We start from the raw sequence: 16,988 nt of genomic DNA, 5'->3' as shown, positions 1-16,988 counted from the left end.
GCTCCGGCGGGTACGGCGTCAGGCGAGGGGGACGGCCAGGCTGTGCAGGTAGCGCATCAGGGTCATCAGCACATCGCGGCTGGAGGTGCGCAGCCGCGCGTCGCAGTCGATCATCGGTACCTCGTCCGGCAGGTCGAGGGCCCTGCGCAGGGCCTCGACCGGGTGGTGCGGTGCGTTGGGGAAGGTGTTCACGGCCACCACGAAGGGAACGCCGCGCTCCTCGAGCCGTCCGATGACGTCGAAGCTGACCTCCAGCCGCCTGGTGTCGATGAGGACGACCGCGCCGAGAGCGCCTTCGAAGAGGCCGTTCCACAGGAACCAGAAGCGTTCCTGGCCGGGGGTGCCGAACAGGTAGAGGACCAGTTCCTCGCTGAGGCTGATCCGGCCGAAGTCCATGGCGACGGTGGTGGCGGTCTTCGTCTCCACCCCGGCGTTGTCGTCCACGCCGACGCCGGCCTGGGTCATGGTCTCTTCGGTCGTCAGCGGCCGGATCTCGCTCACCGAGCCGACCATGGTCGTCTTGCCGACCCCGAACCCTCCGACGATCACGACCTTCACCGCGGCGGTGGCCGTGGTGGGCAGGACGTCCTCGCTGCGGGGTCCGGTGATCGTGTCAGAGCTTCTGAAGTCCATGCATCACCGCTTCGAGAAGGGACCTGTCGGGGAGCGTGGCGCGCACGATCGGGGCGCGCGACTCGATGAGTTCGGTCGCGAGGAGATCGCTCAGGAGCGAGGTGACCACGCTGAACGGCAGGCCGAGGTAGGCCGAGATCTCGGCGACGGACAGGGGGGACTGGCAGAGCCGCAGGATGGCCGCCTGTTCGGGCTGGAACGTCGGCGAGGGTTGCGCCTGCGCGACGACCATGGTGACCAGGTCGAGCGCGTCGCGGCCGCCGGTGTCGAGGTCGCCCGTGATCACGTACAGCCGTTCCGGATCATGAAGGTCCGGATCGGCCTTGCGGCGCTCCCGTCGGGCTCCGCTCATCCGGACTGCCCGCCGTGGCGGGGCGGACTGGTCAGGTGGGCTCCGATCCGCACGACCATGTCCCGCATGCGGGCTCCGACGAGTCCGGCGTCGACGGTTTCGCCGGCCAGGACGGCGAGGTAGGCGCCGGTTCCGGCCGCCATGAGGTAGAAGAACCCGCCGGTCACCTCGATGACGACGAGCTTCATCAGGCCGTCGCTGTACGGGATCTCGGTGGCCACGGCGGCGGCCAGGCTCTGCAGTCCGGCGCAGGCCGCCGCGAGCCGGTCGGCGACGTCGGGGTCGCCGCCGTGCATGGCGATGCGCAGACCGTCCGACGAGAGCACCACGATCTGGTGGATGCTGGGGACGTCGTCGGCCAGCTCCTTGAGCATCCAGTCCATGTTTCCCCGCTGCTGGATCACTTCAGGTCTCCCTTGTCCCACGCGTCATCGGAGTCTTCGCCGTGCTTGCGTTCCTGCGGTACGCCGTTGACGGCCTTGGTGAACGCCTCCAGCCAGAGGCCCGGAGGCTTCTCGCCGCCGCCCTGGTCGCCCGCGCCCTGGTCCCGGCCGGGCTGGGTGCCGTTGGCGTGGACGGGGGCCGGCGGGGGCTGCTGCGGGAGGTTGTGCGAGCCGAGCGGGGCGCGGCCCCGGCTGCGGCGCTGCGGCAGCCCGTTCTCGGTCCACTCGGTGACCACGGGAACGTCGTCCTCCATGGCCGCCGCGGGGACGGCCGGGCGCGGGGCGGCAGCGGCGGCTCCGGTGGGGACCGGGGCGGCCACGGACGGCACGGGGCCGGTGGCGGGCTTGGGCTTGCGCTTTCCGGGCGGCGGCACCACGTGCTGGAGCTGCGACATGTCCAGCGAGCTGGTGGGCCGGGAGGTGGCGCCGATGCCGTGGGCGATGCCCGGGGCGGGGCCGGTGGTGATCATGTCGCGCGGGACGATGAGGACGGCGCGGACGCCGCCGTACGCCGACTGACGCAGCGACACCTGGAGCTGGTACATCCGGGAGAGCCGACCGACCACGGCCATGCCGAGGCGCGGGGATTCCCCGAGGTCGTTCATGTTGATGCCGGCCTGGGCCTGGGCGAGCATGTTCTCGGCGCGGGCGCGGGCCTCCTCGCTGAGGCTGACGCCGCCGTCCTCGATCTCGATGGCGATGCCGGTCTGCACCTCGACCGCGGTGACGTGCACCCGGGTCTGCGGTGGCGAGTAGCGGGTGGCGTTGTCGAGGAGTTCGGCGCAGGCGTGGATGAGCGGTTCGACCGAGGTGCCGACGATGGCGACCTTGGCGATCGAGTGCAGATCGACGCGCTGGTACTCCAGGATGCGGGACATGGCCCCGCGCAGGACGCTGTACAGCGGTACGGGCTTGGGCCACTGGCGGCTGGGGCGGGCGCCGCCGAGCACCGCGATGGAGTCGGCGAGGCGGCCGATCAGCGCGGTGCCGTGGTCGATGCGCAGCAGGTCGTCGAAGACCTCGGGGCTGCGCCCGTAGTGGTCCTCCATCTCCCGCAGTTCACTGGCCTGGCGGTGGACGATCGCCTGGACGCGCCGGGCGACGCTGACGAAGGCGCGCTGGGCGGAGTCGCGGCGCGCCTCCTCGTTGTCGATGACTTCGAGGACCTGGCGGATCTGCTCGCGCAGCGCCTTGGGCAGATGGCGGTTGGCCACGTCCGCGTCGACGATGTCGCGCATCACCTCTTCGGGCGAATTGCCCACGCTCAGCCGCTTGATGGCGGCCGGCATGACTTCCTTGGTCAGCCGCACCGTCTCGGCGTCGTGCGACAGGATCCGGTGGTCCAGGTAGGCGATGCGCTGCTCGTACTCCGCCCGCTGCACGCGCATGGCGTGGCGGCGGCGGTGCAGCGCCACGGTGAGTACGGCGACCAGGAGCGCGGTGATCGCACCGCACACGGCGACCGGTATCCGCGCGGCCGGGGCGACCAGGGCCGACCCGGCGGCGGTCGCGCCGAGGATCAGCACCACGGGGAGCAGGACTACGCGGACGACGGGTACTTCTCTGTCGGTCGGCGGTGATTCAACACGGACCATCTAAAACCCTCTGGCGGTTGATTCCGGGATGTATGCGCACACGAGCGGAGACTCAGGAACAAGTGCTCGAATTCATCTCAACTCGACTTCACTGCGCGTGAGCTTAGCCAGATCAGAACAGTGCTTCGGCATATTCACCCAACCCCCTGCGGAAGCGCGCGGAGAGGAATACACTCGCCAGTTTTCACACTGAGCGCTTCCGCGCGTGTGCGGTGAGTGAGGATGGCTGGAATGCACTTCTCATGGCGCTTCCACGCGGCGCTTTCTGCACTGATTGCCCGTGCAGAAACGGGTAAATCGCCACAGAGGTCGGGGTTTTACCGTACGGAACCAGACAACGACACACATGCTCGAATGGGATCGAAAGGCACAGATTCGTGGTCGCCGGAAGGGTGACGGACCGGTTGGCCGCTCTGACGCGTACGTGTGGACCCCGGCTCCGGTCCGCGTACGCGGTCCGGCCGCTCCGCCGCGCGGCCCGGATCACCGACTGCGGCGCGTGACGCGGGGCCGGGGTGCGGCACGCGACCCGCGCCGGGGCGGGGGCGGGTCACGCGGTCGGGGGCGGGCTCAGCGGCGGACTCCGCCGAGCCGTCCCTCCAGTTGGACGAGCAGTTCGCCGAGCCGGGCGCCGAGTTCCCCGCGGCCGTCGTCGTCGAGGCCGGCGAGCACGGTGCGTTCGTAGGCGAGTTGCCGGGGCAGCAGGCGGTCCACCAGGTCGCGGCCCTCGTCGGTCAGGCGGACGTGGGCGACCCTGCGGTCGCGGTCGTCGCCCCGGCGGTCGACCAGGCCGCGCTCCTGGAGTGCCCGCAGCCGCTTGGTGACGGCGGCGCCCGAGGAGAAGGTCTCGCGGGCCAGTTCGCCGGGGGTCAGCTCCCGGTCGGTCCGGCGTACGGCGCCGAGGAGGTCGAATTCGGCGCGGGTCAGGCCGGCGGAGCGCAGCGGTGCGTCCTCCGCCTGCTGGAGCAGGGCGGCGCAGCGGTTGATCCGGCCGATGATCTCCATCGGCCCGGTGTCGAGCTCGGGGTGGACGGCCTGCCACTGCCGGACCACCGAGGCAACGATGTCGTCGGTCACGCCGCTCCGTTCGAAGGGGCGTGGGCCGTGGAGGTCGTGCCGTCGACTGACCCGCGCCGGTGTGCTGTCGCGGCGAGCGTACGGTGTCCGGCGCGCTCGACCGCGAGCAGGCGCTGCTCGGGCAGGGCCCGCTGCCACCATTCGCCCGCGGCGGTGTCGCCCGCCTCGCGCAGTTCGACGAGCCCGGCGGTGAGCGTGCGGCGCGCCCGGTCCCGGTCGGCGGGCGCGGACGCGGGGTCGGCGCAGGTCCGTTCGGCTTCGGCACGGGCCCGCTCGGCGGCGTCGAGAGCCCGCTCGACGCGTCCCGTCGCCCGCCGGTTGGTGACGAGCACGGCGGCCAGGAAGCCCGCGACCGCGCCGAGGACGGTGTCCAGGACCCGGTCCCCGATCAGTTCCCCGGCGGGGTGGGCCCCGCCGAACTCCAGGACGAGGAGCGCCATCGGCGTCACCGCGACGGAGCCGAGCCAGTAGTTGCGGGTGATGAGTGCCTCGGCGGCGAAGCTGAAGAAGAGGCAGCAGCAGACGAGGGCGAGCGGGCCGGTCCGGGACAGGGGCAGTACGGCGGCGAAGACCAGCACGCCCACCAGGTTGCCGAGGGTGCGCTGGAGGGTCCGGTTCCACGACAGGGTGACGTTGGCCTGGTAGAGGGAGGCGGCGGTGACGATCGCCCAGTAGGGGCGGCCGACGCCGAGCGCGGCGCAGAGGTAGCCGGCGAGCGCGCAGCCGGCCAGGGTGCGGACGGCGACGGGCAGCAGCGGCGAGCCGGGGCCGAGGCGGCCGAGCAGGGCGCGGCGGGCGGCGCGGCGGCCGTCGGGGCCGCGCATGGCGGCGCGTTCGGCGTCGATCCCGTACAGCTCGGCGGCGGTGCCGGGCGCGGGTGGCGGCACGGGGACGGGCCCCCGTGCCCTGGGCCGGGCGGCCCAGTCCCGCAGCAGGTCCGGCTCCGCTCCCCCGGCGCCCGGCCCCGGGGTGGCGAAGGCCGCTTCGGCGTGCACCACCAGGCGCTCCAGCGACCGGCGTACGGGGGTGGGGCGGCCGGAGGCGAGCAGGCACTGCCAGGCGGCGTGGACGGCGGCGGCCGCGGCGCCCCGCGTACGGGGCCCGGGATCGGCCGCGCACGCGGCGGCAGCCTCCAGGGCGCGGGCGACGGCCCGGCGTTCGGGGCCCTCGCGGCGGACCAGGGCGGGCGCCAGGGCGACCAGCCAGGCGAACGCGCCCGCGCCGAGGGTCAGGGCGAGGTGGCCGGGTATCTGCTCGGGGCGCTGGGGGGCGAAGAGCGCGGCGGAGCTGACGAACGTGAAGATCACATGGCCGGGCGGGCCGATGCGGGTGGCGTCGCACACCGCCTTCTGGGCGGCGGCGAGCAGCGCACCGACCGCGATGAGCACGGCGGTCGATCCGGTGAGCGACGCGGTGGTCAGGGAGACGGCGAGGCCGGCCGCCATGCCGAGCACCACGCCGGCGACCGCCCGCGCCCGCCGGACGTACGGCAGGCCGTGGCCGTAGAGGGCGCAGAGCGAACCGGCCATCGTGTAGATCACGAGATCGAGCCGGCCGAGGGCCAGAAGCGTCAGGTGGGGGACGGCGGAGGCGACGACCACGCTCAGGGCCGGCTTGAACCAGGTGTCCGACGGCCGCGAGAGCCGCAGGGCCGGGGCCACCGGGAGCCGGCGGACCGCCGGTGGGGCGGGACGGCGGGAGGGGCGCGCCGGACGGGTAGGTGTATCACTCACCCATATACGTTAGCAGGTATTACACCCGTAAATTAATTGGCCTCTGTTCGCACGGCGGCGACTCGGGCACACTGTCCCGCGAACAGCGCGACCCACGTTCTTTGAACTTTCATGCACCTACTACGATGACGGGCGATGACCAGGGTGAGCAGGCGGAGCGACCAGCGGTGGTTCCGCTCCCGCACGCCCCTCGCCCTGGGCTGGGTCTTCTTCCTCCTGGCCATGCTCTTCTGCTGCTCGGCCACCTCGGCGTCGGCCGCCGTGCCGGTCGCGGCCGGGTCCGGCACGACCGCCGTGCGGGCGTTCACCCCCGTCCCCGGGACGGCCTTCGAACCCGTCGTACTGGCGTCCCCGGGCGACCGCGGGCTCGGTACGTCGTGCCACGGCGGCTCGACGCACTCGGTGGCGGTCGTGCTGCCGGTGTCGTCCGCCCCCGCGGCGCTCCCCTCGCCCGTGGCGTTCGTCCCCGCCGTCCCGCTCACCGGAGCGGCGGCCATCAGGGGGCCCGCGCACGACGGCGTGCGCTCCGTCGATCAACTGCGCCTCCAGGTTCAACGGGTCTAGAAACAGGGTCCCGCTCCCCCGCCGCGCCCCGGCGCCGGTTCACCGGGAGCGGTGTTCCGCATGCCCCGCACCCCTTTCCCCTCATGCATCGCCCCCGTATGCATCGGTTGAACGACGAGGACTTCCCATGGCTTCCGCCAAGAACCCGAACAACCCCGCCGCGGCACGCCGCGCCAAGCTCGAAGAGGCCCGCCGCAAGGAGCGCGCCCGTGAGCGCCGGGGCCGCATCATCACCATCGGCGCCTCGGTCGCCGTGGTCGCGGCCCTGGTCGCCGGCGGCGGCTACCTGATGGCGCAGGCGGACGAGAAGGAGAAGAAGGACCAGCAGGCCAAGACCTCTCCCGTCACCGGCGAGCGGAGCTGGGACAAGCTGACGCAGGAGCACGTGGCGACCAAGGTCGACTACCCGATGAATCCGCCCGTCGGCGGCGACCACAACCAGGTGTGGATGAACTGCAACGCGGACGTCTACACCCACGAGTTGCCGAAGGAGAACGCCGTGCACTCGCTGGAGCACGGCGCGGTCTGGGTCACGTACAACGACAAGGCGTCGGACGCCGACGTCGAGGCGCTCGCCAAGAAGGTCAAGGCGACCCCGTACTCGCTGATGAGCCCGGTCAAGGACCAGAAGGACCCGCTGATGCTCAGCGCGTGGGGCAAGCAGGTCACGGTCGAGAGCGCGTCCGACGACCGCGTCGCGCAGTTCTTCACCAAGTACGTGCAGGGCCCGCAGACCCCCGAGCCGGGGGCCGCCTGCACCGGCGGGCTGGACAAGTGACCGCCCTCGCCCCGGCCCGCGCCACCCGCCGGATGGTGATCGCGGGGGCCGGTGTGCTGCTCGTCGCGCTGGGGCTGGTGGCGCTGATGGTCGTACGCCCTTCCTCGGCGTCCCCGTCCGGGGGGTCCTCGTCGCTGTCCGCCCCGGCGGAGGACTCCGTGGACGCGGGCTTCGCCCGGGACATGGCGATCCACCACCAGCAGGCGGTCGAGATGTCGTTCATCGTGCGGGACCGCACCGACGACGAGGACGTGCGGCGCCTCGCGTACGACATCATCAACACCCAGGCCAACCAGCGCGGCATGATGCTGGGCTGGCTGGAGGTGTGGGGGCTGCCGAAGAGCGCGGCCGGGCCGCCGATGGAGTGGATGGGGCACACCGTCGCGCCGACCGGCGACGGCGCGCTGATGCCCGGCATGGCCACCGACGCCGAGTTGGCGGCGCTCACCGCCGCGAAGGGCGAGAAGGCCGAGGTGCTGTTCCTGCGGTTGATGACCGTGCACCACCGCGCCGGAGCGGACATGGCGCGGGCCGCCGCCGACACGGCGAGGACGGACGCCATCCGGGACCTCGCGGCCGGCATGGTCCGCGGCCAGCGGTCGGAGATGGGACTGATGGCGGACATGCTGGAGGAACGGGGCGCCAAGCCCTGAGCACCGCGCCCTGAGCACGCCCGGGGACCGCGGGGGGGGGCGGTCGTGGCCGGAAGGCCGCGACCGCCCCCTGCCGTGCCCGGCCATCACATAGGCTCGGCGACGATATGAAGAGCATCCTCACGCCGCTGGGGCCGAAGGCCGACAAGGACACCGTGCGACGGCACAATCTGAGCCTGGTCCTGCGCGCCGTGCGGGACGAGGGCGAGCACGGCGAGGCGACCCGCGCCGGGGTGGCCGCCCGGGTCGGGCTGACCCGGGCGGCGGTGTCCTCGCTCGTCGAGCAGTTGATGGCCGGCGGGTTCCTCACCGAGTCCGGCAAGACGTTCAGCGGGCAGGCGGGCCGCCCCGGCACCGCGCTCAAAGTCGCCCGAACCGGTCCGGCCGGGCTCGGCGTGGAGATCAACATCGACTACGTCTCGGTCTGCGTGGTGGACCTGGCGGGCGCTGGACGGATCCGGCGGACCGAACACCTCGACAACCGGGGCGCGCCCGCCGACGAGGCTCTGGCGCGGGCGGCCCGGATCGCCGCGCGCACCCTGGATGCGGCGTGCGAGCAGGAGTTGCGGCCGGTGGGCGCGACGCTGGCGCTGCCGGGCCTGATCTCCGGCGGCTCGGTGCGGCAGGCCCCCAACCTCGGCTGGAACGAGGTGCCGGCGCAGGAGCTGTTCGCCGACGCGCTCGCCGCCCTGCGGCCCGGCCGCCCGGCGCTCCCGGTCGCGTCGGAGAACGAGGCCAACCTCGCGGCCCTGGCCGAGCTGTGGTTCGGCGCCCTGGACGACGTACGGAGCTTCCTCTACCTGTCCGGGGAGATCGGGGTCGGCGGGGCGCTCGTGCTGAACGGTGAACTGCTGCGCGGGGCGCACGGGTTCGCCGGGGAGATCGGCCATGTGGTGGTGGACCCGGCGGGCCCGGCGTGCCGGTGCGGATCGCGGGGGTGCCTGGAGCAGTACGCGGGGCAGTCGGCGCTGTTGCGGGCGGCCGGGATCGAGGGCCCGGGCGGCGCCCCCGGGATGGCGGAGCTGGAGCGGCGGGCGGCGGCCGGGGACCCGCGCGCGGTGGACGCGATCGGCGGGGCGGGCCGGATGCTGGGCCGGGTGCTGTCGGGAGCGGTGAACCTGGTCGACCCGGACGCGGTGGTGCTCGGCGGGATCTACCGGGGTCTGATGCCGTGGCTGTCGCCGCCCGCCGCCGAGGAGTTGTCCGGCCGGGTGGTGTCGGGGCTCTGGTCCCCGGGAGGTGGCCGTCTCCGCGCGTCGTCGGTGGCGGGTGACGCGGCGCGGGGGGCGGCGGCGCTGGTGGTGCAGGACGTCCTGGACGACCCGGTGGCATACGCGGAACCGGTGGGTGCGGCCGGCGCGTGAGGCGCTCGGACGTGCGGGTGGGGCGGTCAGGGCGTGGGGGGACCTGGCCGCGGTGGCCGTGCGGGGCCCGGGCCGCGTCGGCCGCGCGGGCCCGGGCCTCGGAGACCGCGCTTGCCGGGGCCGGGGGCCGGTGAGCACGCTCTGATCCACGGGCCGCGGGCCGCCGTGGCCACCGGGGGCGGGCCGGGGCCGCCGTCGGTCCCGGCCCGCCCCCGGTGGGGTCAGCGCACGGCGAGCAGGTGGTCCATCGCGAGCTGGTCCAACGCCTCGAAGGCCATACCGCGTGTCGCGGCGGCGTCCACGTCGAAGTCCTCGTACGCGGTGCGGTCGGCGAGCAGGCCGGCCAGTCCGTCCCCGGCGGTGGGACGGGCCAGTTCGTCCAGGCGGGAGGCGCGCAGGGCCGCCCGCACCTCGGGATCGGCGCGGAAGGCGGCGGCGCGCTCCTTGAGGATGAGGTAGTTGCGCATGCAGCCGGCGGCCGAGGCCCAGACCCCGTCGTGGTCCTCGGTGCGCGGGGGCTTGAAGTCGAAGTGGCGGGGGCCCTCGTACCCGCTCTCCAGCAGGTCTACGAGCCAGAACGCCTGCCGCAGATCGCCCGCGCCGAAGCGCAGGTCCTGGTCGTACTTGATGCCGGACTGGCCGTTGAGGTCGATGTGGAAGAGCTTGTCGGCCCACATGGCCTGGGCGATGCCGTGCGGGAAGTTGAGCCCGGCCATCTGCTCGTGCCCGGTCTCCGGGTTGACGCCGACGAGTTCGGGGCGCTCCAGGCGTTCGATGAAGGCCAGGGCGTGGCCGATGGTGGGCAGCAGGATGTCGCCGCGCGGCTCGTTCGGCTTGGGCTCGACGGCGAAGCGGAGGTCGTACCCCTGCTGGACGACGTACTCCCCCAGCAGGTCGAACGCCTCCTTCATGCGGTGCAGGGCCAGGCGGACGTCCTTCGCCCCGCCGGACTCGGCGCCCTCACGGCCGCCCCAGGCCACGAAGGTCCTCGCGCCCAGTTCGGCGGCGAGGTCGATGTTGCGCAGGGTCTTGCGGAGCGCGTACCGGCGTACGTCGCGGTCGTTGGCGGTGAACCCGCCGTCCTTGAACACGGGGTGCGTGAAGAGGTTCGTCGTCACCATGGGCACCACGAGTCCGCTGTCGTCCACCGCCTTCCGGAAGCGCTGGACGAGCCGCTCGCGCTCCGTCTCCGGCGAGCCGAAGGGGATCAGGTCGTCGTCGTGGAAGGTCACGCCCCAGGCGCCCAGCTCCGCGAGCCGCCGCACCGATTCGACGGGGTCGATGGCGGCGCGGGTCGCGTCGCCGAAGGGGTCCCGGCCCTGCCAGCCCACGGTCCACAGGCCGAAACTGAACTTGTCCTCCGGAGTGGGGGTGAAGCGCTCCGTCATGGTCCGACCGCCTTCGCCTGCCGTCGGGGCACCCGGCCGACGCCCGGAACCCCTATTTGTTCAGTGTCATGACTAATCAAGCACACGGCCCCCGGGACGCGGAAGCCCCCTGCCGTGCGGAGCGACCGGCGCATGCGGCGAGGGGCGCCATCGGGCCCCTGTGCAGGGACGTGGGCATCCCGTAATTTGTTCGTGCCGCGACCGAATGCGCGGCCGTCCCCGACCAGCACCCGCAGCGCGAAAGAGGCTCCCATGCCGTCACCCGCCGTCGTCATCGGCGTGGACAGCTCGACCCAGTCCACCAAGGCCGCGTTCATCGACGCCGGGACCGGCGAGCAGCTCGCCGTGGGGCGCGCTCCGCACGTGGTCACCGGGGAGGGCGGGGCGCGGGAGAGCGACCCGGAGACCTGGTGGCGGGCGCTGGGCGACGCGGTGGCCGCCGGACTGAAGGAGTCGGGCCTGCCCGCCCGCGCGGTGACCGGCATCGCGGTCGCCGGGCAGCAGCACGGGCTCGTCGTGCTGGACGGCGCGGGCCGTCCGCTGCGGCCCGCGCTGCTGTGGAACGACACCCGCTCCGCTCCGCAGGCCGCCGCCCTCACCGAGGAGTTCGGCGGGCCCTCGGCCTGGGCGGAGCGGACCGGTTCGGTGCCGGTCGCCTCGATCACCGCCTCCAAGTGGCGGTGGCTGCGCGAGACGGACCCGGCGAACGCCTCGGCCGCGGCGGCGGTCCGGCTCCCCCACGACTTCCTGACCGAGCGGCTGGCGGGCGTCGCCGCCACCGACCCCGGGGACGCCTCGGGCAGCGGCTGGTACTCCACCGCCGGCGGCGCGTACGACCCCGAACTGCTGGACCTCCTCGGCCTCGACGCCGCCCTGCTCCCGGAGGTCGCGCCGACCGGGGCGGCGCGGATCGGCTCGCTCACCGAGGCGGCGGCACGGGCGCTGGGGCTGCCGGCGGGCATCGCGGTGGCGGCCGGGACCGGCGACAACATGAGCGCGGCCGTGGGCCTCGGGCTCGGCGGCGACGGACTGCTGGACCACCCGGTCCTCAGCCTCGGCACCTCCGGCACGGTGTTCGCGGCCTCCCGTACCCGGCCCACGTCCACCGCGCTGAACGGGTTCGCCGCCGCCGACGGCACCTACCTCCCGCTGGCCTGCACCCTCAACTGCACGCTCGCCGTGGACAAGGTGGCCGAACTGCTGGGCGTGGACCGCGAGGACGCGGCGCCCGGCGGCGAGGCGGTCCTCCTCCCCTACCTGGACGGCGAGCGGACCCCCGACCTGCCGACCGCCGCCGGGCTGCTGACCGGGCTGCGCCACGACACGACCCGGCAGCAGCTCCTGGGCGCCGCCTACGAGGGTGCGGCCGTCACCGTCCTGCGGGCGCTGGACGCCCTGCTGTCGGCCTGCGGCCTCGACCCCGGCGCGCCCGAGGTCGCGGCCCGCCCGCTGCGGCTGATCGGCGGCGGGGCGCAGGGGCGGATGTGGGTGGAGACGGTGCGCCGCCTCTCCGGCCGGCCGCTCGTGCTGCCGGACAGCGGGGAACTGGTCGCCCTCGGCGCGGCGGCGCTCGCCGCGGCGGCGGCGGGCGGCGGCGATCCGGTGGCCCTGGCGGCGGCCTGGCGGGCGGCGGGCACGGACCGCCGGCTGCCGCCGGTGGAGCGGGACACCGAGACCTGGGAGCGGGTCACCTCGGTCCTGGACCGGGCGTCGGGGCCGCTGCTCGGCGGTACGTGACGGTCGCGGCCGTCCGTCGCTCCCGTACGGTCGGGACCGTCAGGCGCCCCCCACGGGCTCCAGCATCTCCTCGATGAGGCGCACGGCTCGCGGAGTGCCGCCCTCGCTCAGAGCCTCGGTGCGCAGCCGTGCGGACCGGCGCGCCGGTTCCGGGTCGTCCAGCACGTCGTTCAGCGCCGCCCAGAGGCTTTCGGCGGTGGCGTCCGGGGTGTCGAGACGGCGGGCGACGCCCAGCTCCACCAGCCGGTCCGCGTTCATGAACTGTTCGGCGCCCTGGGGCACGGCGATCATCGGGACGCCCGCGCGCAGCCCGTCGCCGCAGCCGCCCATGCCGGCGTGGGTGACGAAGGCGTCCGCCTGATCCAGCACGGCCCGTTGCGGCACCCAGGAGTGCACCTCCACGTTGGGCGGGATGTCGCCGAGTTCGCGCGGGTCGGTGTGCCTGCCGATCTGGAGCACGACGTGCAGGCCGGGCCGGTTCCCGTACGCGGCGATGCAGCGGCGGTAGAACTCGGGGCGGTGGGTGTAGGCCGAACCGAGGGAGACCAGTAGCACGGTCCCGGCCCCCTCCGGCCGGGTCCAGGTGCCGGGGTCGGCGTCGGCGCAGGGTCCGACGAAGGCGGTCCTCGCTGTGTCGACCTTCTCCGCGCTGGGCTGCATGGCGCGGGGGATCAGCGCGAGCGACCGTGCGGGAGGACCGGAGAAGGCGTCCACGCCGAGGGTGGTCGCCCCGCAGCCGGCGAGCCAGCGGGCGAACCTCTCCCGGTACGCGGTGGCGCCGGGCAGCCGCCGCAGGTGCGCGCCGACCTCCTCCTCGTACCCGTCCCACGCCACGAACGACGGGGACAGCTGCATCAGGGGCCGTCCCTGGGCTTCGGCGAGGGCCCGTGCGGCGTAGGCGCCGATGTCGTACAGGTACAGGTCGGCGGGGTCCTCGTCGTAGACGGCGCGCAACCGGGGCAACGCCTGGACGGCGTCGTCGAGGAAGAGGTTCATCGCGGCGACGGGGTCGGCGGGCCAGGCGTCGTCGGCGACGGGCAACGTCGAGGCACAGGGCACGAGTTCGGCCCCGGTGGCGGTGATCCGGTCGGCCACGGCGAGGTCGTTCGCACAGGTGACCCGGTGGCCGCGCGCCACCAGCTCGCGGACGATGCCGAGGGCGGGCAGGACGTGGCTGATGATCGGTACGCCGATGACCGCGATGTGGGAGCGGACGTGGGACAAGAGTGATCACTCGTTTCGGGTGGCGGTGGAGGGGCTCGGGCGAGGACGGGGCGGCGAGGAGTCAGTGCGCGCGTACGGGTTCCCGGGCGGCGGCCCGCAGGGCGATGCGGCTGCCCCGCCAGCGTTGCCGGAGCAGCCGGTCGTGGCTGACGAGGACGACGGTGCCGGTGAATCCGGCCAGGGCGCTCTCCAACTCCTCGGCGAGGGCGGGAGAGAGGTGATTGGTCGGCTCGTCGAGGAGGAGGACGTCGGCCGGCCGGGAGACGAGCCGTGCCAGTGCGAGCCGCTGTCGCTGGCCGGTGGAGAGCCGGGCGACGGGCACGGACAGCCGGGCGCGGTCGAACAGTCCGAGTGCCAGCAGTTCTCCGGCGTGCTCGTCCGGCTCCCCCGGCAGCCCCCGGGCGTAGGCGGCCAGCAGGGTCTCGTGCGGTGTGCCGGGCGCGGGGTCCTGCGGGAGGAAGCCGATCCGGCCCCGGCGGACGACCTGCCCCCGGTCGGCGGCGAGTTCGCCGGCGAGGACGCGGAGCAGGGTGCTCTTGCCCGCGCCGTTGCCGCCCGTGACCAGCAGGTGTTCGCCCGCCCGTACCGTCAGGCCGACCGGGCCGAGCCTGCCCGCGACGGAGACCCGCGCGGCGTCGAGCACGGTACCGGTCAGGGGCGCGGCCCGCAGGACGGGCTCGAAGCGCAACGGTTCAGGCGGGGCCGGCACGGGGTCGGCCAGCAGCCGGCGCAGCCGTTCCTCGGCGTTGCGCACGCGTCCGGCCAGCGTCTGCTGCACCCGGGCCCCGGCCTGGTTGTACGAGAGCTTGTCGCCGTCCTTCATCGGCCGGCCGGGGGCCACCCGACGGGCACTGCCCGCGATGGCCTCGCGCAGCCGGTCGGCCTCTTCGCACCAACGTTCGTGACGCTGCCCCAGGCGCACGCGAGCCGCCGCCTTCTCCGCGAGGTAGCCGGCGTAGCCGTTGCCGTACCGGACGACGTCGTGCCGGTCCCCGTCCACCTCCAGCAGGCTCGTCGCGACCCGTTCGAGGAAGCCGCGGTCGTGCGAGACGACGACGGTGGTGCCCCGGCGGGCGCGCAGATGCTCCTCCAGCCAGGTCAGGGCGGCCGCGTCGAGGTGGTTGGTCGGCTCGTCGAGGAGCAGCACCTCGGGGGCTGCCGCCAGGACCGCGGCGAGCCGCAGCCGGGCCCGTTCGCCGCCGGACAGGGCGTCCACGGTGGCGGCCCGGTCCACCCGCGGCAGGCCGAGGCCGTGCAGGGCGCGTTCCAGGCGGGCGTCGGCGTCGTAGCCCCCGCGCAGCTCGAACGCCGAGACGGCGTCGGCGTACGCGTCGAGCGCCGACGCGTCCCCGTCGGCCATCGCCTTCTCCAGGCGGCGCATGCGGGCCTCGATCGCCCGGAGGTCGCTGAGCGCGCGGTCGACGACCTGGTGCGCCGTCGTGCCGGCGGGCAGCTCCTCGTCCTGGGCGAGGTAGCCGATGCCGCCCTCGGCCCGGGCGACGATCCGCCCCTGGTCGGGGCTCTCCCGTCCGGCGAGCAGGCGCAGCAGGGTGGTCTTGCCGGATCCGTTCTCGCCGACGATTCCGGTGCGCTCACCGCGGGCGAGCGAGCACGTCACCGAGTCGAGGACGGTCCTGCCGTCGAATGCCTTGCTGACGTCGAGCGCGGTGATCTGGGTGGGCATACGGAGGTCTCCGAAGCTGTCGTGGACGGGGCGGTGGCGGTGGACCGCGAGGCCGGGGCGAAGCTTCGGAGGATCATCGGCGTCTCCACTAATGCGACAACTGTTGCTTTAAGATACTGCCATGACCATCACCGCCGGGCAACCGGATTCCCGATGACCCCGCCGCCGGAGGGCACGCCGGGCCGACGGCCGGGCGGCCGGAGCGCGCGCGTCCGCGCCCAGGTGCTCGAAGCGGTCCGCGCCGAGCTCGGCGAACACGGTTACGAGGGGCTGACGATGGAGGCGGTCGCGGCCCGCGCCGGCGTGCACCGCGCCACGGTGTACCGGCGCTGGCAGGACGTGGGCGGCCTGCTCGCCGACGTCCTGGACGCGGCGGGCGAGGACGACTGGGGGCCGCCGGACACCGGCTCGCTGCTCGGGGACCTGACCGCCCTCAACGAGGAGATCCAGGAGTCCCTGGTCGTACAACCGTCCGTTCCGCAGGCGCTGATGGCCGCCGCGTTCCGTTCCGCCCGGGCGGCCGAGGCCCAGCAGCGGCTGTGGGAGGACCGGTACGCCCGCTGCGAGGCCGTCGTCGAGCGCGCCGTCGCACGCGGCGAACTCCCACCGGACACGGATGCCCGAGAGCTGCTGATCGCCGCCACCGCACCCCTCTACCACCAACTGGTGCTGCTACGGACGCCCGTCGCCCCTCGGGCGGCCGTGCGGGCGGCGACCGCCGCGGCGCTGGCCGCCGGCGCCGGCGCGTTCGGCCGGTCCGAAAGGGGACCAGCGGGACGGCCCCCGGCGGGCGGGCGGTCCGTCCCGGGGTAGCGGCGTTCCAGCGAGGCGTTCCAGGGACGCGCCGTCCGCCCAGGCCACCGGGTGTGCGCGCGTTCCGGTGTCCCGCGATGCCGGGAATCCCTGGCTGTGCGGACGCGGTGCCCGGCATGCTCGGTGCCGACCACGTCATCCCAGCTCAGCACCAGCGTCCCAGGGGGCCTTCTCATGTTCCGTTCCACCACCCGTACGCGTCGCCGCGCGGTCGGCATGGCCGCCGCCGCCCTTCTGTCCTCGGGGCTGTTGACCGCGTGCGGCTCCGGGTCAGCGGACTCCGGACCGTCGCGTTCCAGCGCCTCCCAGCAGGCCGAGGCGCCCACGGACACGCCCGGAGCCGGCGCGAAGGGGTCCCCGAAGCCGTCCCAGGGCGATGTCGGCAAGATGAGCATCTTCGGGGGTGAGCCCCTCACCAGCCGCCAGCTCCGGCTGAGCGTCGACGGGGGCAGCGAACTCCTCGCCGACGTCAGTGGACTCACGATGGACCAGCCCACGCAGCAGTCCCCCGGCGAGGGCTTCCGGCTCATCCCCGGGGAGCAGACGTCGGGCACGGTGACCGTGGTCCGGGGTTCCGAACAGTCCCAGCAGTTCACCGACCTGATCGACGGCAGGACCCAGCCGGGGACGGCGTCCCTCGACCAACTGGACTACGCGGGCAATCCGACGAAGCATTTCACCTTGCAGGAGCCCAGGGTCATCAGGGTCGAGAACGGCGGCGCCCAGAGCGTCACGATCCGCTTCACGAGCCTCGCGGTCGGGTGACCGGCCCGGTCGGGTGACCGACCGGTGTCCGGGGGCCCGGCGGGCCGGGGTCTCGGACACCGGCGGTCGGCAACGGCGGGCCGGGAACTCCGACACCGGCGGTCGGCAGCGGCGGGCCGGGAACTCCGACACCGGCGGCCGGCAGCGGCCGCACCGGCTCGGAGCAGCACGAACGGACCTGGCGC

At 74.0% G+C, this 16,988-nt stretch carries 16 protein-coding genes; 7 read left to right on the top strand and 9 right to left on the bottom strand.

Going from position 1 to position 16,988, the window contains the following annotated elements; all coding sequences use genetic code 11:
* Positions 1-18: 18 nt before the first annotated feature.
* From IF19_RS0103490 to IF19_RS0103465, 6 genes are all read right to left on the bottom strand, one after another.
* The gene (locus IF19_RS0103490) at positions 19-633 is read right to left on the bottom strand and encodes a GTP-binding protein (protein WP_030113890.1); all 615 of its coding nucleotides are present in this window, start codon (positions 631-633) and stop codon (positions 19-21) included.
* Positions 614-985, bottom strand: coding sequence for a DUF742 domain-containing protein (locus tag IF19_RS0103485; protein WP_030113889.1), 372 nt, complete (start codon positions 983-985; stop codon positions 614-616). Before IF19_RS0103485 ends, IF19_RS0103490 begins: the two co-directional genes overlap by 20 nt.
* Positions 982-1,389: a roadblock/LC7 domain-containing protein gene (locus IF19_RS0103480; RefSeq protein WP_006128841.1), complete on the bottom strand. Its 408-nt coding sequence runs from the start codon at positions 1,387-1,389 to the stop codon at positions 982-984. Before IF19_RS0103480 ends, IF19_RS0103485 begins: the two co-directional genes overlap by 4 nt.
* Entirely contained in the window at positions 1,386-3,023 is a 1,638-nt protein-coding gene (locus IF19_RS0103475) for a sensor histidine kinase (RefSeq protein ID WP_030113888.1), read from the bottom strand. Before IF19_RS0103475 ends, IF19_RS0103480 begins: the two co-directional genes overlap by 4 nt.
* Positions 3,024-3,593: 570 nt before the next feature.
* Positions 3,594-4,100 carry a MarR family winged helix-turn-helix transcriptional regulator gene (locus IF19_RS0103470; RefSeq protein WP_030113887.1) on the bottom strand — a complete coding sequence of 169 codons (507 nt, stop codon included), beginning with the start codon at positions 4,098-4,100 and terminating at the stop codon, positions 3,594-3,596.
* A complete protein-coding gene (locus IF19_RS0103465) occupies positions 4,097-5,833 on the bottom strand; it encodes an FUSC family protein (RefSeq protein WP_030275921.1) in 1,737 nt (578 codons plus the stop codon). The genes IF19_RS0103470 and IF19_RS0103465 overlap by 4 nt, the downstream gene beginning before the upstream one ends.
* 135 nt (positions 5,834-5,968) lie before the next feature.
* Between IF19_RS0103465 and IF19_RS0103460 the strand changes: the two genes are divergently transcribed.
* The 4 genes from IF19_RS0103460 to IF19_RS0103445 all read left to right on the top strand — a co-directional run bounded on the left by IF19_RS0103460 (position 5,969) and on the right by IF19_RS0103445 (position 9,192).
* Complete coding sequence (locus IF19_RS0103460; RefSeq protein ID WP_030113883.1) at positions 5,969-6,397, top strand: hypothetical protein; 429 nt, start codon at positions 5,969-5,971, stop codon at positions 6,395-6,397.
* A gap of 127 nt (positions 6,398-6,524) precedes the next feature.
* On the top strand, positions 6,525-7,175 hold the full coding sequence (locus IF19_RS0103455; RefSeq protein WP_030113882.1) for a thioredoxin-like domain-containing protein: 651 nt from the start codon (positions 6,525-6,527) through the stop codon (positions 7,173-7,175).
* Entirely contained in the window at positions 7,172-7,828 is a 657-nt protein-coding gene (locus tag IF19_RS0103450; protein ID WP_030113881.1) for a DUF305 domain-containing protein, read from the top strand. Before IF19_RS0103455 ends, IF19_RS0103450 begins: the two co-directional genes overlap by 4 nt.
* Positions 7,829-7,935: 107 nt before the next feature.
* Entirely contained in the window at positions 7,936-9,192 is a 1,257-nt protein-coding gene (locus tag IF19_RS0103445; RefSeq protein ID WP_030113880.1) for an ROK family protein, read from the top strand.
* Between the two features lie 221 nt (positions 9,193-9,413).
* Here the strand turns inward: IF19_RS0103445 and xylA are convergent, their stop codons facing one another.
* On the bottom strand, positions 9,414-10,580 hold the full coding sequence (gene xylA / locus IF19_RS0103440) for a xylose isomerase (protein WP_030113879.1): 1,167 nt from the start codon (positions 10,578-10,580) through the stop codon (positions 9,414-9,416).
* Between the two features lie 252 nt (positions 10,581-10,832).
* On the opposite strand from xylA, the gene xylB reads away from it, so the two are divergent.
* On the top strand, positions 10,833-12,317 hold the full coding sequence (gene xylB, locus IF19_RS0103435) for a xylulokinase (protein WP_030275919.1): 1,485 nt from the start codon (positions 10,833-10,835) through the stop codon (positions 12,315-12,317).
* Positions 12,318-12,356: 39 nt separating this feature from the next.
* Here xylB and IF19_RS0103430 read toward each other — a convergent pair whose 3' ends face one another.
* Entirely contained in the window at positions 12,357-13,541 is a 1,185-nt protein-coding gene (locus tag IF19_RS0103430; RefSeq protein ID WP_030113877.1) for a macrolide family glycosyltransferase, read from the bottom strand.
* Between the two features lie 61 nt (positions 13,542-13,602).
* Positions 13,603-15,225, bottom strand: a complete 1,623-nt coding sequence (locus IF19_RS0103425) for an ABC-F family ATP-binding cassette domain-containing protein (RefSeq protein WP_030120319.1) — start codon at positions 15,223-15,225, stop codon at positions 13,603-13,605.
* A 153-nt stretch (positions 15,226-15,378) separates the two neighbouring features.
* Between IF19_RS0103425 and IF19_RS0103420 the strand changes: the two genes are divergently transcribed.
* Both IF19_RS0103420 and IF19_RS0103415 read left to right on the top strand, forming a co-directional pair.
* A complete protein-coding gene (locus IF19_RS0103420; RefSeq protein WP_050493193.1) occupies positions 15,379-16,038 on the top strand; it encodes a TetR/AcrR family transcriptional regulator in 660 nt (219 codons plus the stop codon).
* Between the two features lie 174 nt (positions 16,039-16,212).
* Positions 16,213-16,803, top strand: a complete 591-nt coding sequence (locus tag IF19_RS0103415) for a hypothetical protein (RefSeq protein WP_128647600.1) — start codon at positions 16,213-16,215, stop codon at positions 16,801-16,803.
* Positions 16,804-16,988: the final 185 nt, after the last annotated feature.

This window comes from Streptomyces californicus, from assembly GCF_000717645.1.
Lineage (GTDB): Bacteria > Actinomycetota > Actinomycetes > Streptomycetales > Streptomycetaceae > Streptomyces > Streptomyces californicus.
This window is presented reverse-complemented; position numbering and strand designations above follow the sequence as displayed.